24 protein-coding genes are annotated in these 22459 nt (G+C 66.5%); 3 read left to right on the forward strand and 21 right to left on the reverse strand.

What is annotated here, in order from left to right:
• Nucleotides 1-39: 39 nt before the first annotated feature.
• From ACWGJY_RS00225 to ACWGJY_RS00250, 6 genes are all read right to left on the reverse strand, one after another.
• The gene (locus ACWGJY_RS00225; RefSeq protein WP_453258533.1) at nucleotides 40-945 is read right to left on the reverse strand and encodes a hypothetical protein; all 906 of its coding nucleotides are present in this window, start codon (nucleotides 943-945) and stop codon (nucleotides 40-42) included.
• Between the two features lie 126 nt (nucleotides 946-1071).
• Nucleotides 1072-2010 carry an MvdC/MvdD family ATP grasp protein gene (locus ACWGJY_RS00230; RefSeq protein ID WP_453258534.1) on the reverse strand — a complete coding sequence of 313 codons (939 nt, stop codon included), beginning with the start codon at nucleotides 2008-2010 and terminating at the stop codon, nucleotides 1072-1074.
• 47 nt (nucleotides 2011-2057) lie between these two features.
• Entirely contained in the window at nucleotides 2058-2282 is a 225-nt protein-coding gene (gene tgmA / locus ACWGJY_RS00235) for a putative ATP-grasp-modified RiPP (RefSeq protein WP_453258535.1), read from the reverse strand.
• Nucleotides 2283-2914: 632 nt separating this feature from the next.
• On the reverse strand, nucleotides 2915-3319 hold the full coding sequence (locus ACWGJY_RS00240; protein WP_453258536.1) for a hypothetical protein: 405 nt from the start codon (nucleotides 3317-3319) through the stop codon (nucleotides 2915-2917).
• On the reverse strand, nucleotides 3306-3827 hold the full coding sequence (locus ACWGJY_RS00245) for a DUF6302 family protein (protein WP_453258537.1): 522 nt from the start codon (nucleotides 3825-3827) through the stop codon (nucleotides 3306-3308). The genes ACWGJY_RS00240 and ACWGJY_RS00245 overlap by 14 nt, the downstream gene beginning before the upstream one ends.
• A complete protein-coding gene (locus ACWGJY_RS00250) occupies nucleotides 3824-4237 on the reverse strand; it encodes an ATP-binding protein (RefSeq protein ID WP_453258538.1) in 414 nt (137 codons plus the stop codon). Before ACWGJY_RS00250 ends, ACWGJY_RS00245 begins: the two co-directional genes overlap by 4 nt.
• Nucleotides 4238-4371: 134 nt before the next feature.
• On the opposite strand from ACWGJY_RS00250, the gene ACWGJY_RS00255 reads away from it, so the two are divergent.
• From ACWGJY_RS00255 to ACWGJY_RS00265, 3 genes are all read left to right on the forward strand, one after another.
• Entirely contained in the window at nucleotides 4372-4959 is a 588-nt protein-coding gene (locus ACWGJY_RS00255; RefSeq protein ID WP_453258539.1) for a hypothetical protein, read from the forward strand.
• Nucleotides 4960-5507: 548 nt separating this feature from the next.
• The gene (locus ACWGJY_RS00260) at nucleotides 5508-6608 is read left to right on the forward strand and encodes an XRE family transcriptional regulator (RefSeq protein ID WP_453258540.1); all 1101 of its coding nucleotides are present in this window, start codon (nucleotides 5508-5510) and stop codon (nucleotides 6606-6608) included.
• A gap of 32 nt (nucleotides 6609-6640) precedes the next feature.
• Nucleotides 6641-7549: a phosphotransferase family protein gene (locus ACWGJY_RS00265; protein ID WP_453258541.1), complete on the forward strand. Its 909-nt coding sequence runs from the start codon at nucleotides 6641-6643 to the stop codon at nucleotides 7547-7549.
• 129 nt (nucleotides 7550-7678) lie between these two features.
• Here ACWGJY_RS00265 and ACWGJY_RS00270 read toward each other — a convergent pair whose 3' ends face one another.
• The 15 genes from ACWGJY_RS00270 to ACWGJY_RS00340 form a co-directional block, all read right to left on the reverse strand.
• On the reverse strand, nucleotides 7679-8008 hold the full coding sequence (locus tag ACWGJY_RS00270; RefSeq protein WP_453258542.1) for a hypothetical protein: 330 nt from the start codon (nucleotides 8006-8008) through the stop codon (nucleotides 7679-7681).
• A gap of 18 nt (nucleotides 8009-8026) precedes the next feature.
• Nucleotides 8027-9025: a DUF4331 family protein gene (locus ACWGJY_RS00275; RefSeq protein WP_453258543.1), complete on the reverse strand. Its 999-nt coding sequence runs from the start codon at nucleotides 9023-9025 to the stop codon at nucleotides 8027-8029.
• A 361-nt stretch (nucleotides 9026-9386) separates the two neighbouring features.
• Nucleotides 9387-10436, reverse strand: coding sequence for a major capsid protein (locus ACWGJY_RS00280; RefSeq protein WP_453258544.1), 1050 nt, complete (start codon nucleotides 10434-10436; stop codon nucleotides 9387-9389).
• Between the two features lie 14 nt (nucleotides 10437-10450).
• Nucleotides 10451-10867: a head decoration protein gene (locus ACWGJY_RS00285; RefSeq protein ID WP_453258545.1), complete on the reverse strand. Its 417-nt coding sequence runs from the start codon at nucleotides 10865-10867 to the stop codon at nucleotides 10451-10453.
• Between the two features lie 103 nt (nucleotides 10868-10970).
• Complete coding sequence (locus ACWGJY_RS00290; RefSeq protein ID WP_453258546.1) at nucleotides 10971-11675, reverse strand: hypothetical protein; 705 nt, start codon at nucleotides 11673-11675, stop codon at nucleotides 10971-10973.
• Nucleotides 11676-11774: 99 nt separating this feature from the next.
• The gene (locus ACWGJY_RS00295) at nucleotides 11775-12008 is read right to left on the reverse strand and encodes a hypothetical protein (protein ID WP_453258547.1); all 234 of its coding nucleotides are present in this window, start codon (nucleotides 12006-12008) and stop codon (nucleotides 11775-11777) included.
• Between the two features lie 362 nt (nucleotides 12009-12370).
• Nucleotides 12371-14131: a hypothetical protein gene (locus ACWGJY_RS00300; protein ID WP_453258548.1), complete on the reverse strand. Its 1761-nt coding sequence runs from the start codon at nucleotides 14129-14131 to the stop codon at nucleotides 12371-12373.
• Between the two features lie 114 nt (nucleotides 14132-14245).
• Nucleotides 14246-15067, reverse strand: a complete 822-nt coding sequence (locus ACWGJY_RS00305; protein ID WP_453258549.1) for a hypothetical protein — start codon at nucleotides 15065-15067, stop codon at nucleotides 14246-14248.
• A 286-nt stretch (nucleotides 15068-15353) separates the two neighbouring features.
• Entirely contained in the window at nucleotides 15354-16847 is a 1494-nt protein-coding gene (locus ACWGJY_RS00310) for a terminase large subunit domain-containing protein (RefSeq protein WP_453258550.1), read from the reverse strand.
• Entirely contained in the window at nucleotides 16844-17377 is a 534-nt protein-coding gene (locus ACWGJY_RS00315) for a hypothetical protein (RefSeq protein ID WP_453258551.1), read from the reverse strand. The genes ACWGJY_RS00310 and ACWGJY_RS00315 overlap by 4 nt, the downstream gene beginning before the upstream one ends.
• A 26-nt stretch (nucleotides 17378-17403) precedes the next feature.
• Nucleotides 17404-18306, reverse strand: coding sequence for a ParB N-terminal domain-containing protein (locus ACWGJY_RS00320; protein ID WP_453258552.1), 903 nt, complete (start codon nucleotides 18304-18306; stop codon nucleotides 17404-17406).
• 2 nt (nucleotides 18307-18308) lie between these two features.
• Entirely contained in the window at nucleotides 18309-19649 is a 1341-nt protein-coding gene (locus ACWGJY_RS00325) for a putative antirestriction adenine methyltransferase (RefSeq protein WP_453258553.1), read from the reverse strand.
• 134 nt (nucleotides 19650-19783) lie between these two features.
• Nucleotides 19784-20191, reverse strand: a complete 408-nt coding sequence (locus ACWGJY_RS00330) for a DUF488 family protein (RefSeq protein ID WP_453258554.1) — start codon at nucleotides 20189-20191, stop codon at nucleotides 19784-19786.
• A 151-nt stretch (nucleotides 20192-20342) separates the two neighbouring features.
• Entirely contained in the window at nucleotides 20343-20678 is a 336-nt protein-coding gene (locus tag ACWGJY_RS00335; protein ID WP_453258555.1) for a hypothetical protein, read from the reverse strand.
• Nucleotides 20679-20915: 237 nt separating this feature from the next.
• Nucleotides 20916-22091 carry a ParB/RepB/Spo0J family partition protein gene (locus tag ACWGJY_RS00340; RefSeq protein ID WP_453258556.1) on the reverse strand — a complete coding sequence of 392 codons (1176 nt, stop codon included), beginning with the start codon at nucleotides 22089-22091 and terminating at the stop codon, nucleotides 20916-20918.
• Between the last annotated feature and the right edge of the window lie 368 nt (nucleotides 22092-22459).

A 22459-nucleotide genomic window follows, 5' to 3' on the forward strand; every position in this document is an offset into this window, starting at 1 on the left:
CAAAGGGCTCTCGGCTCGCTGCCCTCGCGCCGTCCCCATCTACGCGGCTGTGATACGCAGATCCTTGAGCCGCTCAGCCAGCCGGGACCGGCGGATTCGGGCATAGATCATGTCGTGGTCGGAATCGCCGTCCGTGTCGATGACCTCGACCGACTCCCACAGGTCGTCATCGGCGATGTGTCGACTTGCGACGATGACGTCCACCCGGGCATCCGGTCCGTGCGTGCTGCTCGCACGCATGCTCGGGGCCACGGCGGAGGTCTGGCCGGACCTGGCTTTCAAGGCCGCAATGTCGACTAGACCGGCCTCCGCCCACACGTCGTGGGGGTACTGGTCCATCACCCGGCTTCCGTCGGGCAGCCGGTGACTGCGATGCACTCGGTGCGGGCGGTCCTGGATGTCGGATAGTTCCGGCAGCTTGGGCCCGCTGCCGTAGGCGTTGGTATCGAATCCGCCAACCATCACCGCATGGCGGAATTCACCAGTCTCCGGGAGTTCGACCCACTTGTCGTTCAAGACAGTGACGATCTCCGATTCGATCTTCCGCAGCGTGACGGAACAGTACGTAAGGTGCCCTGCTACGGAAACGATCGGAGTGGAATCTGGGCCGGCATCGCGTAGCTGCAACGAAACGGCACACGGCGGTCCCGTCATGATGGGGTGCGGGTTGGGCCATTCTCCCAAGTATCGGAACACGCTCGGGTCGGCGTAGACCGCGTTCCAAGCCCGCTCGCCGACCCAGCTCTGCATGCCAGGCATGTGCTCCTCGGACTCGGCCCGAATCGCCTGATTGTTGGTCAGGATGTCCCAGTTTTCCTGCCGGAAGAGCAAGTGGACACCGTATTCCTCCCGGATTTTCCGGTACCACTTCTTCCTCTTCGTGATGTCACCGCCGAAGTTCCTTTCTGCGTTGAGGCACGCGACGTTGATGTATTCGCGGTCCATATGTGCGCTACCCCTTCAGTAGTGAGTGCTGCTGGCGCCGATGCCATAAATGACTGCGATTGCCACGAGCGCGAGGATGACCTTGACCCACAGTTGGTGCTGGCCATTCACTCCTGCACGAACTCCTCACCGATGCAGCGGAACGGACAAAACATCTGCGAGGGCCGCGCAGATCGCTGGCTGTGGGAGAGAGTCCTCCATCCGGCCGAACTGGCCGGCGGGATTCAGATCTACGAGCTGCCACTCCCCATCTCTCGTGACCAGCAGATCCATGGCGGCGTAGTGGAGGCGGTAGTGCTTCATGAGGCGGGCGACCGACGAGCTGACGGCAGCTGGCACTGAGATCGCTGTGTACCGGTGGTCTTCGTAATCGGCCCGGATATCGCAGTCAGGACTGAGAGTCGACCTGTCTATCCGGATAGCGAACTGCGTACCTCCGACAGTTGTGAGTCGGACCTCGAACTCCGCGGCGACGCGGTGCTGCAATAGATGGACTCCGCGCGAAATGCTCTCGTCCAGGATGGCTGCGGGAGTGGTGTAGAAGCCCTTGCTCTCGTCGTTGCGGATCGATGGGCTGCGGATGGATTTGGTCACGATGTCGTCGTAGCGGGATGTGAAGATGGCGGCGCCTGGCAGGCGGTTCCCGATCCAGGTTGGGGGACTCGCAAGCCCGTGTTGGATTGCTTGGACCAGCACGTCGGGCTTGCACTGGGCAGCGTGTGTACTGGTTGGGTGGTTGACGTGGAGGCAGGGCAGGGAAGCCAGTACGCCGGCGAGCCCTGCGGTCGCTTCGTCGCTTGCCCAAGTGGCCTCAGCCGGGCTCAGATCGGGTCCTGGCGGGATGCGGACTGGCTGCGGGTGCCACCACCACACTGCGCCGACGCTTTCGAGTCTGACGGTGTGAGGGCCGCTGGTGAGGGTCCCGCGCCAGCCTCCGCCGTTTTGGTGGGCGTCTAGCTGTATCCGACCGCCCACGTCCCGCAGATCCACGCGGATGACCGGGGTGCGGCGGTGTGTGAGGGCTTGGACGATGCGGTCGGCGGTGGGGTTGGTGCGGGTGGTCACCACACAGACCGGGCGCGAGGGCCCGGTCTGGTGGTGTGGTGCAGTGGCTACCACAGGGAGGTAACCGTCCATTCCACATCGCCCGGGTGCATTCCGCGGGTTGTCACCTCGGTCGATTCGCCGACCTGCGGGGCCGGGTGACCGTCGGCGGTGACGGTGATCTGCCGTCCGGGGTCGTAGCTACTGTCGGGGGCCAGTTGGCTGGCGCGGGGCGGGACTGTCGTGAAGTGCTGCAGCGCCCACGGGCGGGAGGATGTTGCTCCCTGGTGCATCTTTCTCCTGGTGCTTGTCGTGGTCAGGAAAGGGGCCCGGCCGCCGCGGGCCTCCCCCACAGAGGGCGGCGGCCGGGGCACGGAACTGGCACACGCCGCGTGCGGCCAGGCAGCACCGTGCCTTACTTTCACTCAGCGACCCTGGGGCCTTGCGCTAGCCGGATCGTCGAATGAAAGGGGCTGATGGGCAGGCGCGGCCGGTAGGCGGCGTCACGCTGCGAGAGCGGGGGCGGGGAGGGCGCGATACGGACGAGGGCGGCCGGGGTGCCAACTCCCAGCATCGGCGTGCTGGGTAGTGGCGCCGTCCTCTCCGGGGGTGTCCCGGGGCCAGGCCGTGGGCGGGAGTGCACGACGGCCGAGCCGGAACAGAGAGGACCCACGTGGAGAGGCCGCCGGTGCGTCGGGCTGGGTCCGCACCGGCGACCGGTCAGGGGCTCAGGGCGCTCTGGAGCGCCTTCACGAACCGGCGAGCGACGTCCACCTTGATACTCCCCAGCTCAATGGCGGGGTCGCCTTCGCATCGCCGACAGTACGAGTGGAGCCACATACCCACGAGCACACCGACGTCAGTCGCTTTCAGCGCGGCGTTGAGTCGGTCGAAGACCTCGTTCGGCTCGGGCCAGTCCGGGGTTTCATCCAGCTCGGGCCCAGGCGGGGCGCCCAGGATGCAGGCAAGCCGGTCCGCCGTGTGGATGGAGATCTCGCCCAGGTCGATCCTGTCCAGGGCCGCAGACCAGAGGTACGGGGAAGTCGACCAGGCCGTGGTCGAGTACAGCGCAACGCAACTCTTCTGCCAGCGAGTAGTTTCCGTCCATCCCCCTGCGTACGAGGTGCTCCAGCCGAGTGGCCTGCTCGGCGTCGATGCCGTGCAGCTTGACGTACGGCATGTCCCGCTCATGGTCAAGGACCGGGCGGATGTCGCCCAGGCCAGCATCATCCAGTGCCTGGTAGAGGGTGGAGGCAGCGTCGACTGTCTCCTCGTGGGTGGCCTGCGGCGCGAGAGAGACGCGCTGCTGGGGCGGCTCATTGCCAGTCATGTGGATCTCCCAAATGATGTTCGTAAACGGTGGAAGGCAGCGGGAATTGGGCCTTGTCGACTGCTACGTCGCCGGGGGGACACGGATCGGAGCTGGCCGAAGAGGGGGTCTGTGAGCGGTGCCGCAGGAAATCGGCTATGGCGACGACGCTGTAGCCGAAGAAGCGGCCGAAGACCACGTCCTCCTCCCACCACTGGGGAGCGGGTTCGCCCCACACGACCGTGTGGCAGGTGTCGCGGAACGGCGACCAGCGGACACGCAAGCCAGGGAAACCGGGGACGGTGCCGAGCAGCGCGCGGGCTTGAAGTGCGTCCACCACGTGTCCGAAGCTCGCGTATCCGCCTCGTCGCACGCCGCCCACCGGGACAGCCAGCAGTGGAGCGCCGACGAGCGCGACCGCGACGCCGGCATCGGCGAGGTTCGGGTCCGCGAGGCGCGCGCGGAAGTACTCGTAGTCGTACGCGTCGCGGGCGGGCACGAGCCGCGCCCGAGGCGATGTGATGTTCATGCGGCCCCTTTGCTAGAGGCCCGGATCTCGAACCAGACGAGCTTCCCGTCCGGGGTGGGCTCCGCGCCCCAGGCGTCGACTGTCTTGCTGATCAGGAACATTCCGCGCCCGCTCTCGGCGAACCAGTTCGGTTCACGTACGACAGGGAGATCCTGGCTTTCGTCACTGACGACGATGCGCACGCCGGAGGGCGAGATCTGGAGGAGGAGAACGCAGGCAGCCGAGCCCGTGTGCTTGTGCACGTTGGAAAGAAGCTCCGTAACGCACATGGCAGCGCGTTCGACCATTTCGTCCCGGCCCCAGTACCGGAGGTAGGCGCCGACGATCCGGCGTATGCGTTCGAGGTTCTGCGGCTGAACGGTCAGCTCTTGTCGGTACTGATGAGTGCTTGTTTCGGCCCTGACGGCCATGGCTCCTCCACCCCCTGACACCGATTCCCCAACGGACCGACCCCGCGTCGGCCTTTTCGAGATGCCGCGGGGCAAAGTCATGCTGACCACCGGCTCGTGGCGGTACGGGGTTCGTCGAAGGTCGGCAGCGGTTCGTGGTCATCGACGGCAAGGACGTCCAGCAACTCCAGAGTTACCAACGCCAGACGACGCAGGTGGGCCTGGTCGCATGGCGCATCGGCTGCCAGCCGAGAACGCAGTCGTTCGGCTTGGCTGATTGCTACGGAAAGTTCCCGGTTTGGCTCGCTGAGGGCCCTCTGGTGAGCGATATTCACGAGCTGTCCCAGCAGACGACTCATTCGTTCGGCCCGACGAAGGACGTCGAGCGACGCGTCGATGGGGCGACTATCGGAACGCCTGCGAGGGACTCTCAGGAGCTGCCCGAAGCTTCGCCGACGCCTTTCTCTGCGGCGGCCCCCGGCGATCCCCGTTGGACCACCGCCGAGGGCAGCGTTCAGGTCGTCGACGATTCCCTCTTCGCGGATGAACGAGTTGTGCAGGGAAGCGATGGCCGTGTGGACGGTCGCGGCTGGAGCGGGCCGGGCAGGCTCGACGTTCAGATGCCGACGCTGGCGCCTCGGAAGCTCACCAGTGCGGTCGACCGGCAAGACGTAGCGGGTGAGACTCTCGGGCCCGGCCGCTTGGGGGTAGCGATCACGAAGGCGATCCGATCGTTCGGCTGACTTCGCCATGGGCTGGGAAGGACCCTTGCTGCTTGGCAGGTTAGGCATCGGAGGTGTCCGTTCGGCAGGCGATGACGAATAACTGGAGTTCGTGAAGGCAACATGCACCGGGTGTGAGTACTCGCTCAACCGACTCCTACGTCGGAACCTGCGCCTGCTGAGAAGCAGTTGACTGTTCCGCATGAAAAACCGACGGAAAGCGTCGGATAATCGAGTCCGAGTGCTGGCCCTGCCCCTACATTTAGCCATCGACTTGGGGAGGTCCCGTGGTGGCTGACAGTTCAGGAGTCCACAAGCCCTCGTGCGCCCGACGAATTCGCGAGCGAGGCGCTGCCCTGGGGTGGTCTGTATCGCAAACAGCCGCAGCGATCCACGAGTGCTGCTCTGTCAGACGGCTTCGTGCCCACCGTCTCGCTCGTGGCCTGACGCTTAAGCAAGCAGGCGAGGAGCTACGGTGCCTCGGCGAGACCCGTGATGCGAGCCGCTTGCGAGCAGACGCAGATCAGCTCGGTCTGTGGGAGACCGGGGGGCGGGCGCCGCGGGCTGCGATGGTCTCGCTGCTGTGCGAGTACTACGAGGCCACCTCGTACGAGCTCGGGCTCGGAGACGATGGACCGGGCCAAGTCGAACCAGCGAGCGGGCCGCTGAGCATCTCGTCGCTGCCAGATGCCTATCCGGCAGTAGATCCTCTCGCCGACCGCGTTGATTCCGTGCGTCGCTCTGTGGACCGGACGCTCGCCGCAGGAAGCGTCAGTCCTGGGCAGTTAGATCTCCTTGAGGAGCGCCTGCTGCTCTCTCGACAGGAGTACGTCTCCAAACCCCCTGCGCCGATGCTCAAACAGCTCCTCATTGATCTGCAAGAAGTGGAAGGACTGGCCAAAGACCGCCAGCCGGCTTCGGTACAGGTTCGACTCGCGGAGATGACTGCTGTTCTGGCCACCCTGATCGCCGACGCGCTGATGAAGCTTGGCGACTTGCACCGTTCTCGCTCTTGGTACAGCACAGCCAGACACGCGTCCGATGAGAGTGGCAATCTTGAGCTGCGGGCACGTGTGCGGGCGCAAGCAGCGATGCTGCCGTATTACTACGGCCCACTGGCGTCAGCCATCACGCTTGCTCGCGAGGCTCGCATAATGACGCGCAACAAGCCCTCCCCCACCGCAGCCTTTGCTGCTGTCGCTGAAGCACGGGCCTTGGCCCAGCAGGGCGACAAGGCCGTCGCCGAGACACGCATCAGAGACGCACGTGTCATTTTCGACCAGCTTCCCGCCGTCTCAGACGAGGACGCTTTCGCGTTCCCTGTACGCCGGTTCTTGCTCTACCTCAGTGGCGCCTACACGGCCTTGGGCTGGAGTTCCCAAGCACGAAGGGTCCAGGAAGATGCGCTGGCCCTCTACCCCGCAAGCACCGGTATCGACCCCGCTCTCCTCCATTTGGAAGCCGCTCTCTGTCTCGTGCACGATCACAGCGCGACCGAGGCATGCCAGCTCGCCGCGGCGACATATTTGCGTGTCCCCGAGGCCCACCGCACACCGATTCTGGGGGCGCGAGCGCGCCGCGTGATCGAGGGGCTCCCTGGCACGAATCAGGCGACGCCAGCGGCGAAGGATCTACGCGAACTGCTAGAGCTCCCTTCGGCTGCAAGGTGACAGTCGAGGTAATCGTCCGCCAGCCTTGAGCCATGACTGCAACCCCCGCACCTCTGCCTGGTGGGTTCGATGAGGCCGAACTTCGGCGCGTCCTCGACCAAGCCTGCTCCGCTGTTGGGCTGAACCCAAAGGGCGCCCGGCTCCTGCGCGGCCACACCAACGCCGTTGTTCACCTCAGCACCGCCCCAGTAGTGGTCAAGGTCGCCCGCCGGGGATCGAAGTTCGAGAACGTGCAACGCACGGCCAAGTTCGTCCAGTGGCTCATGGACCGCGGGTTCCCCACGTCCCCTTTGCATCCGGTGGGTGATCAACCGTTGGATATCGACGGGCACGCGGTGACGTATTGGACCTACCTACCCCAACCAGAGCACTCCCTATCAGCTGCCCAGATCGCCAAACCGCTCTTCGCGCTACATTCGCTCCCTATCCCCCCGTTTACTCTCCCAGCCTTGGACAACCTGCGAGCCATCCGTTTGTCGATCCACGGCATCACCGCTCTGTCGGATGAGACTAAACTGTTCCTCGCCGATCGGGCAGACCACTTGGAAGAGGCCCTCCACACCGTGGAATACGTCTTGCCCAAGGGCGTAGTGCAGGGCGACCCGCAGCATCGAAACGCCCTGTTCGATGGCGACGAAACCGTTCTCTGTGACTGGGACACAGTGGCCGTTGGTCAACCGGAGTGGGACCTGGTGACCCTCGAAATCCATTGTCGGCGCTTCGGGTACAGCCACGATCACTACAAGGACTTCGCCGATACCTACGGCTTCGACGTCACCCGCTGGCCACACTTCCCGATACTTCGGGACATACGTGAGCTGCGCATGATCGCAACCAACGCCCGAAAGATCAGCCATGCTCCTTTGAGCCGAGGCGAGATTCAGCGCCGGATTACGGGTCTCCATCGCGAGGACACATCGCTCAGATGGAACATTCTGTGACGCTTGTTATGAGGTAGGCAAACCTGCCGTTTGCTGCAACACAAGGCCACACCGTCCTCGGCAACGGCAGGCGACCACCAGCCTGGACAGTGGCGCTACCGGCTCCCTACGGTGGCCGCCCGCGCGGCGCTACCGGTAGCGCCGCGCGGGCACCAGCCACGTCACGCCCATGGCCTCGTCGCCGGTGTCCTCGTCAGTAGGGTCATCCGGGGCCGGGGCCTGGCGCACCTGCTCGATCTGTCGCTCGATGCCCCGCAGGTTCTCCTGCAAATCCATGGTCACCACACCGTCCACGGTGACCTTCAGCGGGTCGCCCAGCAGCTTCGCCCGCCGCTCGCCCAGCACCTCCAGTGCCACCCCTCGCACCGACCGGAGGCGGAAGAACCTACGTTCCAGATCCGCCGAGTCCGTATCCGGCCCGAGCTGAGCCAGCAACCACGACCGCTGGAACTCATCCACCTCCACAACCTCCTGCTGTTAGACCGGCTTGCTGAGGTAGGGGAACTCCGAGCGCAGTGTCCCGGTGGCGGAATCCACGTCCAGCCCCCCGTCTACCGTCTTGTGCAGAAGCAGCTCGAACATCTCTTCAGCGACATTCTCGACCAGGTTGCGCCCGTTGCGGCGGCTGCCGGTGAACTGTGCCCTCGTGCCGAGGCGATACCAGAGGATGTCCGGCATCAGGACGTCGCGGGCGGCGCCTGCGTACTCCTCGGCGTCGGCGTCGTATCCGTTGGCTTCCACGGCCTTTGCGATCTTGTCTTGTATCTGGTGGCCCCAGGTGGTGTCGTCGGCCACGGGATGCGCTGCGTTGTAGTCGTCGGCCTCGTTGAAACCGAAGAGCGTGGAGAGCAGGGGGACAGCAGCACGGTCGGTCTGGCGCCAGGCATTGCCGGCATCGGTGGGTACGGCGATGGCGCCCCAGAACCCGATCCTCAGCCCGTGGAAGAAGTGGTCGGGGATCTCAACGACGATGGCGTGGACGTTCTTGCCCGCGAAGAGGTTCTTGGCCTTATCCGGATCGTATTCGCTCAGGTCCAACTGGGTGCCGTTAAGAACGGCTGTGCGGACGGCGGCGACGACGGTGGGTTCGATGTAGAACGGGTCGCCCGCAGGGCCGGCGAAGAAGCGGACGCCACCGTCGCCGGTGGTCTTCTTTCCGGTGGTGGTACGGGCAAGAATCGCACCTCGGGCATTGCGGTTGCAGGCATCGCGCCCGGCCAGCAGGGCAAGGGTGGCTTCCTGCCGTCCACGCCAGTCCCGGTCGCCGAAGGTGACGCGGAGAGTGAACTCCTCCCGGGCATCCCCGTCCACATCGATTTTGAGTTCGTAGACGGCTTCGTGGTGAAAGCCATTGTTGCCGCCAGGGTTGGTGTTCAGCACGAATACGGTGCCGGCTTGGCCGTGGAAGACGTAGGCGTCGCTGATGTCCAGGCGGGGGTCGCTCTTGGCGGTCAGGCCGTCGAGATGATCAGACACGAGGGGCTCCTTGGTGACTGGTGAAGGCATACAGAGCCGGGCCGGGGCCGACAGCACATTGCTGCTCGGCCCCACCCGGCGGTGTGCGGCTATTCGGCGGAGGGGCGTGCCCGGCGCTGGCCGCCGGACTTCCTGGATGGGTTCCGCGCAGCCGCCACAGCGGCGTCGTCTGCCGAGGAATGCTCCGCGGTGGGTGCGACGCCTGCCTGCTCACCAGGCTCCGGCGGCACCACCCACGCATCGGGATTCGTCACCAGCGCAGCGAGCTCCGGACTGGGCTCGTCACCCGGCAGCAGGATCAACTCCTCCCGCGTGCAAGGGTCCTGCACGTACACAGCAGCGATCAGACGAGGCACCGGCATCACAGCACCTTCGCCACGATGTGCGCATCCGGCGTGTGCAGCACCGGCATACCCACCGCAGCGCCCTTGGTGTAAATCTGCACCGGGTCATCCTGGACACCGCGGGTGATGATGAGGCCCGGCGCATCCTCCCGAATGATCTCCGGGTTCGTACCCCGCGAGAGCACCAGCGCCTCGGCCGTCACACCGAGCTGGGTCTGGCCCCACTTCTCCCGGTCCGGCGGCACCAGAATCCACAGGTCTTCCGGCAGCACCTTGCGGGGCTTACCGTCCACGCGGACCTGCGCCTTGTAGAACGTGATCGGCGGCAGCGAGTAGTTGCCGCGCACCACATTGATCTGCTGCGGGGTGAGCGTCGCCGTCGGCGTCGTCGACGGGTTCACCGATCCGTAGTACGCCGCCCGGTAGGCGTTGTTCGCCGCCAGGTAGCTGAACGCCTTCCGCGAGGTGATCACGAGCTCCGGCTCAGGGGCACCGATATCGTCCAGGTGCTGGATCCACCGGAGTTCGTCCGCGATCGGGTCCGATGCAGGGTCGGACCACGGCCGCGCTGCAACCGGCATGTTCTCGACGGGAACGTTCCAGTCCACCTCCAGCGTCAGCCCGTTCTCCTGCACCAGCTCGAACTTCCCGTCGGCGAGCACGTCGCCGGCCGCCAGCTCCAGCCGCGACCGGATCGCCTCCACATGCCGCTCAACATCGTCATACAGCAGCTCGATCAGCCGGTCCTGGTCCGAGCCGTGCGACGCCTCCAGCAGGATCTGCTCCTGCTCCGACACCACCAGCTTCTGCCCCAGCGCGGGCAGCGCACCCTCACGGGAGGTCTGCCACGCCTCACGCGTCGCGAACGGAACCGAGGCGTTGAACGCCCGGTACTTCGCAACGTTCACGTACCGGCCCGAGTCCTTCGTGCGCCACTTGACTTCACGCAGCTCAAACGTCGGGAAGATCGTCTGCGTGAGGAGGAAGTCCTTCGGCGACGGGATCGCCCTCGCGAACGTCGTCAGGTCCGCGACCGAGACGTCCTTCAACAGGTCCTGAATCGTCACAGCTCAGACCCCGCTCACACGAACCGGATCTGTGCGGCACGCGGGTGCCACACCAGCTGCGACACGTCGATGCCGCCCGGAACCTTCGACGCCTTCACCGCGCCATGCCACAGCAGCGCGGCCGGCACCCGCGTCTGCCCCGGCGCGAACGGCGCCTCCGCGATCACGAACCCTCGCAGCACCTGACGGCCGCAGTGCGCCTCCGGGTCGTACGGCCCGTACAGGCCCGACTCCGCGACCTTGCCGACCGGCACACCGGACAGCACCCGGCCGTACGGGTCGCAGCCGTCACCGCACTGGTAGTGCACTCCTTCGGTGAACAGCGGCAGATCGAGGGTGATCGTGTCGATCGAGTTCGTACCGTGCAGTGCCGCCAGCCACTCGCGGTTGGCGGTCAGGTACTCGGACTTCTCGACGGGCTGGATGGTCATGCTGTGTCTCCATGGACGTTGCGGTCAGAATCCGCACACCGCCCATGGGGGCGATGCCGTCCACGAAGTCGAGGGGGCGTGGTCCCCACAGCTCATCTACTGGTCAGCGGGCGTCGCCACCCTCGGGAACGATCAGTCCCCGCCGACGGGCCATCTCCAGCCCGGCCGCGCCCGCCCTCTGCACCGGCGCCGTACGCGTCGGCCCGCGCCCGGCCGGGGCACCCGCGGGGGCCGCCGGCACCTGCTTGCGGACCTCCCCGAACAATTCCGGGCGCCGCGCCCTCAGGGCCTCGGCCGCCGCCTGGATCTGCGGCTCTTCAGCGTCCTCGTCATCGACAGCCAGGAGCCGTTCCGCATCCACGAGATCATTGCCCTCCGCGCCGAGTGACACCAGCGCAGCCCGGCGCAGCGCCGCCCGCTCCCTCTCAGCGGCAAGCTCCTCACGCCGAGCAGCCTGCAACTCCCGCTCAGCCGCCTGCTGTTCACGCCGCTCGACCTCCGACAGCGCAGCCTGCTCAGCCTCCCGCTGCGCGGTCACGAACTCCGTCAACGCCTTCGGCGTATCGAACCCGAGAGTCGACAACAGGCGCTTAATCGCGGCCCGTTCGCCCTGGGCCTTCTCCCGAGTCAGCATCTTCCCCAGACGATCCTGGGTCACCCTGACCTGCTGCTCCTGGCCGCCGTCCTCGGCTCCGTCGTCCAGCTGGTCGTTCGTCTCGTCCTCCGACGAGGCCCCGAGAATCGGGTAGATCGCCCGCCCGTCACGGCGGTAGCCGACAGGGCTGCGAGTCGGCAGGGGCCGGACCATACAACTCCTCCTGGTGCGCGCCCCCGCGCTGGCGATCAGTGTAGCTAAGCGCCCGCCACGTCACGAGACCCATCGGTGACCTCTGGGGAGAGGCGCCCGTCAGCCAGCCCACCCGATCTCGCGCACCTCAATCGCTCCTGCACGCGGCGTGTACTGCACCCAGCAGTGCGAACCGAACGCCTCCCGGATCTCCTCAACGGACCCAGCACCCCGTACGTCCGGCCATGCCCTCGGCTCCAGACGCACCCGCTCGATCAAGGCCAGTACTTCATACCGCGCCATGTCGCTCGGCAGATCGGCCATGACCTCGACTGCCAGCTCCTCGAACACCATCCCGCACACCGTGCCCCCATGATCGGCTGAGCCGTCACCGTAGGGCGCAACCCAGCGGTCCCGCGACCCCTGTGGATAACCTCAGCTCGCTTCGCCGCCCCACACGTCCGGGCCACCGCCACGCCACTCGATGGCCCCGGAGTCATCAAGACGGACCGTGTCCGGGTCCAGTCCAGCGCGGCGTAGAAACTCCAAGAGATCGGCGACACCATGCGCCAAACCGAGGATCTCCCCACGGGCACTCACACGGCGCCCACCTGTCGGCGACGGCGGGTGCACAACGATCGGCGCAGCCATACCCCCAGCCTGCGCCCACACCACCCCCCACGCACACCGAGACGACAACCCGGCGCTCAGCCCAGTCACCGCCGCCCCGACACCCCCGCAGCAAAGCCAAACGCCTGCCCCTTCTCCTGGCCAGCAGCTTCCTCCTCGCCGCCGGCTGCCTGGTCCTGCGGCTGCCCATCGTCCGCGCCACCCCGCGCAGCCGCCGCTTCTTCCATCCGTACCTGCGACTCCCGCTGCGCGCTCTGCCGAATCCGCGCCACCTCCTCAGCCGCGTCCCGGATCGGGTAGCCCGCCTCCACCAGCATCGCCACCGCGGTCTCCAGAGAGAGCACCCCAGCGCCGAACGCCTGCACTACCTCCTCCAGCACCGCCGCCCGGTCCGTCGGAGCATGCGGCGCCCACGCCAGACGAGCCGGGAACGACTCCCCGGCTGACCACCCCGGCGCCCGGCCGGCCTGGTGCAGCCGCTGCACCATCTTGAACAGGAGCCTGTACTTGTGTTCCCTGGCGAGCCGCATCATGCCGACCAGCGCATCCAACGGCCCCAGCGCCAACTTCAGCGCGTAGCCCGACGGCACCTCGGAGGCGTCCAGCGTCCCCAGACCCGCCGCCGTGATCCGGCTGTTGGCCGCGATCCGATCCAGCAAGTGCTCCACCCGCGCCCGCAACTCCGCCAACTGCGGTGAGGTGTCCAGGGCATCCATCCGTCCTGTGTCCCCAAGCTGCCAGACCGCGCCAGCCTCCACCTTCAGCTTCTCCGGCTTGCCCGTCGCCCGGTCCACCGGCAGCCGCGCCCCCGCGAGCCCGATGATCGGCGTACCCGTAGTCGCCGACGCAGCCGAGCTGTCCGAGTCCGTGGCCGCCAGCTCATCCAGGCCCTGGAGCACACGCGCTACCGCAGAACGGCCCCAGTGCTCCCCACCATCGGGAATCGTGTTCGTGATGTGGATGACCGGCACAAAGTCGATCATCAGATCCAGACGGTTCAGCTCGGTACCGTCCGGCCGCACCCTGAACGCCGCTTTGTCGATCGGCAGGCGGTCCAGCGTCTCGCCCCGCTTGATGTCCTCCAGCAGCCACTCCGCGTCCGTCAGGTAGCACGTCATCCGCGACGGGCGTCCCGGCTCCCACGGGTACTGCCGCACAAGGCTCTCGTCATCCTCGGACACCGGGCCCAGCTCGTAGGTCACCCGTCGGACCCGCGCTTTCAACCCCGCGTCCCGGTCCTCCGGCAGCTCCCATGCGAGATGCACCCGCGACGGGAAGTCGGCGTCCTCGTCCTCCCACTGCGGGAAGAAGAACCCGGGATCGTAGACCCGCAGCGTCGGCCGCTGCTTCTCCGGATTCCACGCCAGCACATACACGCTGTCGCCCAACAGCACCGCGGCGCGCTCAGCCTGCTGGATGCGCAGCGTCAGCAGCTCCTTGCCCGCCCACGTCCGCAGACGCTCCTGCAGCGCGGCGGCCTCCGTCGAACCCGGCTTCGGCGCCTCGCCTTCCGCGCCTTCCGCGTGTTCCGCACCCTCCACCGTGATCTTCTGCTCCGAGCCCAGCAGATAGCCCAGGGCCGTATCGACCAGCTTGGCCGCATCACCCAACTCGCGCCTCTCCAAGGACGCGTGGTCACCTGCGGCCGCCGCGAGCTGACCGGCCTGGTTGCTGTCGTACGCGGCCAACACCTTGTACGCCGCCAATCGGCGCAACTCGTGCGACGGGAGCCACGACGAGGCCAGGTCCGGAAACGCGCGGTTTCCGGGTCGGCCGAGGTCGGCCATCACCGGCTTGTAATTCAGCCACGACCAAGCGTCGATCACGAATTGGCGCAGGCCCACCATGCCTCCCGGCAGTCGGCCCCACGCCAACGATCAGCCTATCGATAGCGCAGCGCAACAAAATGCCCTCTGCCTCGACTCGCCTCACAGTTCGAACGACGTTCTGCAACGCGAGAGTCAGGTGTCCGTGGGCCGTGCCGGGCGCCCGCGCCAGCTCTGTGACTCCGGGTCCCAGGCCAATGTCTCCCCGCGGATGCCGTCAGCCGTCACGTCCAGGTCGATCAGGGCGAGCTTGGCCTCGTCGCTCAACTCACCGTCAGGCAGCACGATCAAGGTGTCGGCTCTGTCGACCCTGATGGTGAGAGTGCTGGACCGATTCCCTAGGCGGAGCCACATGCGCCTGAGGACGCGCGCGCTCGACTCACCCAGCAGTTCACCAAGCTTGGCCAGATAGGCTCCGCCCATCTGGCCCAGGACGTACAGCGCCGCAGCCCCCACTAAGACGTCGGGAGGCGCCGCGATTGCGGCCTCGTTCACTACCACCCACGACTTGCGTGCGCCATCCCAGGCGAGTGTCGTGCCCCCGGCATAGTCCCACTTCAGGCCCCGGTCGACCTCATGGCTGGGCGACTGGAGCTGCCCGATGGCGTGCGGTATGGCCAACAAGGCTTCGGGCGGTAGATTCCCCCACCGCAGATTGAACGCGACGGACGCGCCTGGGGCATACTCCGGCAGCCCTGGCATGCCGCGGTCACGCAGGTCGATGCAGAACCAGTCGATCAAGAGCTCATGGGGCTTGCTTCCCCGCCTTCCCCACGCCCCAACTCGGGTCAAGGCCTCTGAACTCGACTCGTCGAGCAGAGCTGCGAGCATCGACGTAACCGCTTCGACCACCCCATCGGCCACGTCGAACGTCTCAAGCAACTCAAGGGCTGCGGATCCCAGCGCAAGCAACTCAGGATCCCGCATCAGCCACTCACGAGGATTTGACAAAGCCATACCCACAAGGGTAATTGCACAGGGCTCCAGGGGTATCGAAAGCACGCAACTGGCTGGATCGCATTCTCAGCACACCCACCACCACGGAGCTCACCGCCTCGGCCACGCACCAACACTAGGACAGAGACGGCAAGTTGTTCTTCGAATCGCACTCCCTCAGAACGACCCCAAGCCACCGGACCCTAGCTGTAATGCCATCAGAATCGGAAGCGCCAGTCGCTCTCCACAAACACGACGTACACCCGGAGCACCTGGCCGTCCCGACACGTACGACATGTGTCTGCTCCTACCGCCGGCCACTCAGTCGCTGGTCATCCCCAGCACGCGGAGGCGGCATCGTCGGGTCGAGGAACAGATCCCACAACGCCCACACCGCCGAGTCCAGCAGGTCAGGGGAGTCCTCCGTCTCGCCTTGACCGACGAACGTCGTCATCTGCTCCTCCAAGTCCGCGAACACCCGCGCAGATCCGACGTGATGCACACGGGCCTGCTCGTACAGCTGCGCCGCGGGCGCCGCCCGCGCCCGCTTCCCCCGAGTCGCATGAACGATCCGCCAGTTCACCGTCGGATCTACCTGCTCCAACAGCGCGGGCAGGTAGTCACCACCGTTATTCGCCTCGATCACCACGCAATCCGCCCGGTGCTCGTGATACAGCTTCGCCGCCCGCTGCATGGCCTGCGTCGGCGTGTGCCGGTCCTGCTCGCAATGCAGCAAATACCCGCGAGGCCGACCGTCACCGAACATCGACTCCACGGGATACCCGCGCCCCGCCACAGTGAAGGCCGTCATGTCCGCGTTCTCGTGGCTCTTGGTCGCGGGGTCCACCGCGACAACCACGCGCTGCAAGCCCGGCAGGTGCTCCGGCCACCACCGGAACCCCTCGACCTCCAGCATCCAGCCCTGCCACAGCGCGCCCTCGACGTCCTCCAGCAGCTCCCCCGACAACTCCTGCCGACCGAGCCGCGTGCCGGCGTACTCCTCCTCCAACTCCTCCCGTGCCGCCGGACTCAGGTTCGCGTCGTTCTCACGCATGTGCCCACGCGTCAGCACCACCCGCGGTGGCGCCCCGCCGTCCCGCTGCCCCCTCTCCTGCAACCGACCGCGCTCAACCAGCCTCTTCACATGCGGCAACGGCTTCGGCGTCGTGGAGATCACCACCTGCGGGGTATCCGCCTCACGCAAGCAGAACCACAGCATGTCGTAGACCTCTTGCGCCGTATGCCGCGACCAAGCCGCGTACTCATCGCACCACGCCTTATCGAACGCCCAGCCACGAAGGTTGTCCGGCGTCTCTGCACCAAACCCACGAATCAGCGTGCCGTTCTTCAGCCGCAGCGTCGTCTCACCCAGCGACGAGTTGTACTTAGCGACCTCATCCGGCGGGAACACCGACAGCAGCCCCGACTTCGGCGAGTCGAAACAGATGTCACGCACCAGCGTCGCGTTCTTCGCCACCACCGCAATCTGCAACCCCGGCGTCTTCGCCCACTCCCGCACTGCCTCCGCCGCCGTCCGCGACTTCCCCCAACCACGGCCGGTGAGCAGCATCCACACCGTCCACAACCACGACGGCTGCCGCTGCGCCGCACGAGCGTGATGATGCCGCCACCCCTCGTGCGGCAACCCATCGCACTCCGGCACCTCACACGCCCACCGGCGCGCCGACAACTCATCGGCACGCAGCAACTCAGCGGTCTCGGCCCTCAGCTGCTCCAGGCTCATCATCCCCGGATCAGCAAAGCTCTCGACCAGCTGGCGCTTCGCCCGACCCCGGCTCACTGCCCGTCCTCCGCAAGACGCCGCTCCAGCTCACGCTTCAGCTGGTCCATCCGGGCCCGTCGTTCCTCGTCCGTCAGGGCAGCAACATCGGCTCCCTGCTCGTCCATCTCTACGCCGGCAGTCACGGGTGCGTCGCCAACCGCGCGCCGTTCGATCTCTGCCGCGACCTGGAGGTAGCGCAGCAGGTCGGACGGGGACAGCTCGCGCGGGTCGAGAGCCTGGAGCCGGGCCACGGCCTTGCTCTGCACTGCCTGCGCCAGCTTGGCGTGCCGACGCGCGATGTCCCGCCGAGCCTGCCGCTGCTCAGCGAGGAACACCCGGTCCTGCTCCCGGTCGTACGCGGTTGCCCGCATCACCCACGCGTACTGCCGCGACCATCGGCCCAGCAGCGTGCGGGATTTATGCAACTCCTGTGCCACCTTCGTGACACTCCGTGCCGGGCCGAGGTCGCGGTATACGGCGAACGCCTCGAATGCCTGGACCGACTCTGCTGTCTGCCGCTCCCAGGGCTCCACGGGGCTCTCAGCCACCGCTCACCTCCTGGCCAACGGCCGCTCTAGTGCTCCTGCGCAGCAAGCACGTCCAGCGCCCGCCACGGCTCGTCTTGCGGCACGCTGCCGTCCTTCACGAGTCGGTCGATCGCCGTCCGGACGGCGGCCGCGGTCTCCACCGGGATCTCCCGCACGCCGAACACGGTCTCCACCGGAGCCGCGCCCATGCGGTTCGGCTCACCCGTTTCAGCGTCGAACCATCCCTCGGCCAGCTCGCCCAGGTGCCGCTCGAACACAGCGAGGATCACGCCAAGCGCCGTCGCACTGTTGCCGATCTTGTACGCCGCCCGCGACGTCTCTAGCGCATCGAGCACCGGCTCGTACTGCTCCAGCCCGGCCACCCACCGCTGGTCCGCCGAGGCCGCCGAGCGTGCCGCTTCGAACGCGGCCTCCGCGCGCTCCAGCTCGTCGGGCAGGAACATCAGCTGCACGCTGGCGAAGTCGAGGTTCGCTTCGCCCAGGGAGGCCACGTCCACCTTCTCCAGCAGGTCGAGCGCCTTATCGTCCAGGCCGGTGTATTGCCGCCATTCCACGTTCTCCAGCTCGTCGTACAGCTCCTTGAGGATCGCCGGGTCATCCTGGCCCGCGATGGCGTTGTGCGAGAGCTGGAGAGCAATCTGCCGCTGACGGGGCAGCGGCTCATCTATCTGCATCCACCAGATCGAGGCCAAGCCGGCCTCGATCGCCGCGAGCGTGCGGTGGTTGCCGGACAGCACGATCAGGCGCCCGCTCTCGCTGTCGTTCCACACCAGCGGCGTCGAGGTCAGGCACCCGTCACGCTTGATGTTCGCGACCAGCTGCCGGAACTGCTCGTGGGGCAAGTACCTGGCGTTGATGTCGAGCAGCGTCAGCGTGCGCGGGTCACCCTGCACCATCTGCGGCGGGGCAAGCTGCATCGTCTCCTCCATGGTCAGACTCCCGTCTGCGTCGTCGTGGCACGGGCGCCCCACCGCTTCGCCCACTTCTCCAGGGCCTCGGCGAGCGTGTGCTCACCCATCGCCCCCTGGTACTGGAGCTGGAACTTCCAGCCGTCCTCGTTCGACGGGCCGCGCTTCGTCAGCCGCAGCAGCCCGCGGTACTTCATGGACACCGGGTTGTTGCTGAACGCCGTCGTGGACATCGCTCGTATCCGACGCGAGAACGCCCGCTGGCACAGCAGTTGCGTCTCCGAGCTGCTGGCCGCGAGCACGATCAGCTTCGACAACCGCGGGTAGTCCGTCGGCGCGACCGCGAAGTCCGAGAGCAGATAGGCCTCGTCCGGCGTGAAGCTGCTCGGCGCCATGGCGAAGACGCCCAGGATCTTGCCGTTGCCGTCCTTGACCGCAACCGCGAGGTTCGCCGCGCCGGGCGCGATGCGCGGGTTCAGGTACCGCGAGCGCAACGCGTTGAACTGGCCGGGCTTGAGCATCGCGAGCTTCAACGGCCCGGACAGCTCCTCGCCGCGCCGCAGTCGGGGAGCCTTGACCGGTTCGATGGGCTGGCGGGGAGCGACGATGCGCGTCGGGGCCTCGCTGGCGTAGACGTAGAAGGGAGCAGCGCGAGGCGTGGCCTTGATGACGCCGCGCAGGTACTGGTGCAGCTCGGGCACGTCGTGGTTGGAGGCCGTCAGCCAGTACGGCCGGTCGGTGATCGCACCGAGTACGTCGACCACGTCGGCATCCGACAGAGGCTCGTACTCGGGCGCGTCCCAGGTGAAGTGTTCGTTCAGCGGCTCGTACAGCTTCTCGTACCCGCCGCCATAGAAGGGAGGGAAGGAGCAGACGGGGGCGTCGCGAGGCACCTTCTGGAGCCAGGAGCGCACGTCCTCAACCTGGTAGGAGGCAAGCGCCACATCCGAGTTCGACAGGCGCTCGACCGTCTCAGCGTGCTTGGCCTTCCACTGGTCGCGGTAGGAGCGCACGACCCGCTGGTGCCAGAGCCCTTCACGGCCGACGCTGCCCAGGAACCTGGTGCCGAGCATCATCGTGGCGACCGTGCCGACGCCGTCGTCCAGGGAGCCGGCAAGCCAGTGCAGTTCGTCGTGGCTCTCGTCGCGCAGCTGGATGCCGACCGGCCGCCGGGCGAGCCACCGGCCGATGGCGGTGGTGTAGATGGACACGTCGGACGAGTGCAGGGCGAAGCCCATGCCGGCCAACGACCGTTCGATGGTGAAGTTGCCGCAGCACGGGACGTACACCTCGCCACGTGGCCAACTGGCCGCAGTCTCACGCACGATGGCGCGCATGGGGCCCGGGATGGTGCCCTGGAACATCTCTCGCCTCCTGGCACGGAACGACAACGCCCGGCCTGGCGGGTGCCGGGCCGGGCGCTGCGCTGGAACCTAACACAAGGAGCGCATAGCCCCTTGAAATCATGTCACCTATCTTGATGGAGCGGTTCCAGCCTTCACATCAATGTTCCCTGCTCGTAGTCGGCCATGGGGGACAGCTCCCGCACTTCGTCACCTGTGGCCTCTTTCCACCAAGAGGCGAAGGTCCGCCTGTGGCACCACAGGGCCGGCTGGGACAGGTCCTCGAAGCAGAGCAGGACCAGCCTGTGATCGCCCTCCGCTTCGGTGATCTCCCTCAGCCGCTCAGCGATCCGCGCCGGGCCGATCCGATCGAGATCCGCCCGGTACGCCTTGGTGAACTCCGGCTCGGGCCAGGAGAGATAGTCCCTACGTGGCGCAAGCTCCCGCACCACGTGGGTGAGGGAGTAGGGGAGTTTGAAGCGGGGGGCGCCCAGCGTGATGCGCACCGGCACCCCCTGCGGGGGCTGGTAGGCCTGGTAGCGGTTGGTGAACAGGGTTAGCACGCAGCTGTTCCTTTCGTGCTGCTCATCGACCGGGCGCGCTCGATGGCGCCGCCAGCGGGCCCGGATTCCTTCGGTGCCACCCGCTCGGGCCGGGGTGGGCCTGAGCGGCACCGGGCCCGCAGGAACCAATGCCCTGCGAGCCCGGCCCGGGTCAGTCCTGACTCTGGTCGTCAGTCCAGTAGTCGCGGAACACGCTGAGCGCCGAGGTGGACTGTGTGACCCACTTTCGGTGCAGACCCTCGAACTCCCGGAGTGCCGCCCGGTACCGCTCCTGGTGGTCTCCGATGCTCTTGAAGGACTGGCCTTCGCCGATGGCCAGGGTCAGGTCGAAGGTCGCCTCCCTGAGCTTCCGGCCAGCCTCGCTGAGGGCGAGTGAAGTGTCCCGGCTGTTACTCGCGAAGGTCAGCGCAATTTCAGTACTGCTGTCCTTGGGGCCGTGGATGGTGGTTTCATAGGCCACCTCGTGGAATTCGTAGGTGTAGTCCATGACGATTACCCCTTCCCTCTCGCTGTTGAGTTGAGAATGTGCGCCGGATTATTTCCGTTCCGACCATTTCTTACTCTTTAATCCTAATTGAATTGCGACACCCGGAAAAGGTTTACCGGTTTTTAATTGCGAATTCCTTGGGGAATTGTGAATAACGAAAGCACGCCCGGGGATCCGGGCGTGCCCTGCACTCCGTGCTGCCGGGGGCCCGGCTCTCGCTGAGCCCCCGGCCCTGCCTCACTTGGTGGAGGCGGCCTCTGCGGGTACAGCCTTCGCTGCACCATCGGCCTTACCGGCGGGCTTCGAAGCGGGGGCCTTGCGGGCCGGAGTCTTGGTACCCTCCGCTGCGCGGGCCCTCTGGCGCGGGACCGCCACAGGCTTGGCCGCCGCCTTCTTCGCAGCGGGCTTGTCCTCCTCGGGCTGCTTGCCCTTGGCCCCCTCAGCCTCCTCGGACCGCTTGGTCTCCTCGGCCTTTCCGCCGTCGGCCTTTGCCTTCTCCTCCTGGACCTCGGCCACCGCGGTGTCCCAGGCGACCTTGCGAGCCTCGGCGATGCCGTTGGCCTGGCGGAGGATGCGACGGGCCAGGGTGACCTGGCTGGCGAGCCGGTCGATCTTGCGCACGTAGCGGCCAAGGTCCGTTCCGAGGATGTCGGCCAGTTCCTCGGGCTTGGACTTCGTCAGCTCCTCCAGCAGGGGCATGACGACATCCTCGACCTTGCCGAGCTTGTCGGTGGTCTTGGCCTTGGCCTTCTGCCGCTTCTCCTTCTCCTCGACGTTGGGCTCCTTCTCGGAGACCAGCGACGTCTGCTGCTCGGCCATACGCAGGCCCTGCGCGAAGTTCGCAGCGTCGGCCTCGCTGTCGAAGTCACCCTTCAGGTAACGGGTGGCCGCGATCATCTGGTGCGCCGGGGAGAGCTGGGCGATGTGCCAGGACAGGTTGGGCTTGATCTTGCCCTCGTTGACCCACTCGGCGACCTCGGGGCGCAGGGTGAGCAGGCCCAGCCGCCATTCGATGTGGGTCTTGGTCTTGCCGAAGGTCTTGGCGATGGCCTCGGGCTTCCAGCCGAGGGCGACCAGGTCGGCGTACGCGCCGGCCTCCTCCATGATGGTCATGTCGGCCCGGTTGACGTTCTCCGAGATGGAGAGGACGAACGCCTTCTCCTCGTCGACGTCTTCGAGGATGCGGGCCGGGAGGTTGGTCAGGCCGGCCGCCTTGCAGGCCCTCCAGCGCCGCTCTCCCGCAATGATCATGTGCGGGGCCTCTTCGCCCTCGACGGCCCGGACGACGACCGGCTGGAGGAGGCCGTTTTCCTTGATGCTCTCGGTGAGCTCCCGGTGGGCATCCTCGTCGAAGAACTTCCGGGGCTGGTCCGGGTTCGGGATGATCTGGTCGATACGAAGGTCAACGTACATTCCCCTGCGCCTTTCTTGTTTGAGAATTCCCGCCCTTTTGGGATTTCCCTTTGTTCTTACACTTATATCTTAATCGCAAACACCGCCAATTCAAGTGGGAATTCCTTTTTAATTTCGGGAATTCCTTTCTTTGGATTCCCCTGCGCGGCGCGCCGACCGAGCGGGCTGCGCATCCACCCAGACGAAGGGTGATCTGGGGTGCGGATACGAGTGAGGCCGGCCGGGGGGTTTGCGGGGGGGGGGGGGCGGCCCCCCGGCGGGGGGCCCCTGGGGTGGGGGTGGGGGTTGGTGGGGGCGGCGGGGTTGTAGGTTCCCGGGGGGGGGGGTGTGGGGACGGGGGGGGGGGGTTGGGGTGGGACGGTCAGGGC

Source organism: Streptomyces sp. NPDC054765, assembly GCF_053612065.1.

Excerpts from the sequence above, each read along its gene's own strand:
- ACWGJY_RS00225 (WP_453258533.1), bottom strand. The coding sequence starts at position 945 with ATGGACCGCGAATACATCAACGTCGCGTGCCTCAACGCAGAAAGGAAC.
- tgmA (WP_453258535.1), bottom strand. The coding sequence starts at position 2,282 with ATGCACCAGGGAGCAACATCCTCCCGCCCGTGGGCGCTGCAGCACTTC.
- ACWGJY_RS00240 (WP_453258536.1), bottom strand. The coding sequence starts at position 3,319 with ATGACTGGCAATGAGCCGCCCCAGCAGCGCGTCTCTCTCGCGCCGCAG.
- ACWGJY_RS00245 (WP_453258537.1), bottom strand. The coding sequence starts at position 3,827 with ATGAACATCACATCGCCTCGGGCGCGGCTCGTGCCCGCCCGCGACGCG.
- ACWGJY_RS00250 (WP_453258538.1), bottom strand. The coding sequence starts at position 4,237 with ATGGCCGTCAGGGCCGAAACAAGCACTCATCAGTACCGACAAGAGCTG.
- ACWGJY_RS00260 (WP_453258540.1), top strand. The coding sequence starts at position 5,508 with ATGGTCTCGCTGCTGTGCGAGTACTACGAGGCCACCTCGTACGAGCTC.
- ACWGJY_RS00265 (WP_453258541.1), top strand. The coding sequence starts at position 6,641 with ATGACTGCAACCCCCGCACCTCTGCCTGGTGGGTTCGATGAGGCCGAA.
- ACWGJY_RS00285 (WP_453258545.1), bottom strand. The coding sequence starts at position 10,867 with ATGACCATCCAGCCCGTCGAGAAGTCCGAGTACCTGACCGCCAACCGC.
- ACWGJY_RS00290 (WP_453258546.1), bottom strand. The coding sequence starts at position 11,675 with ATGGTCCGGCCCCTGCCGACTCGCAGCCCTGTCGGCTACCGCCGTGAC.
- ACWGJY_RS00295 (WP_453258547.1), bottom strand. The coding sequence starts at position 12,008 with ATGGTGTTCGAGGAGCTGGCAGTCGAGGTCATGGCCGATCTGCCGAGC.
- ACWGJY_RS00300 (WP_453258548.1), bottom strand. The coding sequence starts at position 14,131 with ATGGTGGGCCTGCGCCAATTCGTGATCGACGCTTGGTCGTGGCTGAAT.
- ACWGJY_RS00305 (WP_453258549.1), bottom strand. The coding sequence starts at position 15,067 with ATGGCTTTGTCAAATCCTCGTGAGTGGCTGATGCGGGATCCTGAGTTG.
- ACWGJY_RS00320 (WP_453258552.1), bottom strand. The coding sequence starts at position 18,306 with ATGGAGGAGACGATGCAGCTTGCCCCGCCGCAGATGGTGCAGGGTGAC.
- ACWGJY_RS00325 (WP_453258553.1), bottom strand. The coding sequence starts at position 19,649 with ATGTTCCAGGGCACCATCCCGGGCCCCATGCGCGCCATCGTGCGTGAG.
- ACWGJY_RS00335 (WP_453258555.1), bottom strand. The coding sequence starts at position 20,678 with ATGGACTACACCTACGAATTCCACGAGGTGGCCTATGAAACCACCATC.
- ACWGJY_RS00340 (WP_453258556.1), bottom strand. The coding sequence starts at position 22,091 with ATGTACGTTGACCTTCGTATCGACCAGATCATCCCGAACCCGGACCAG.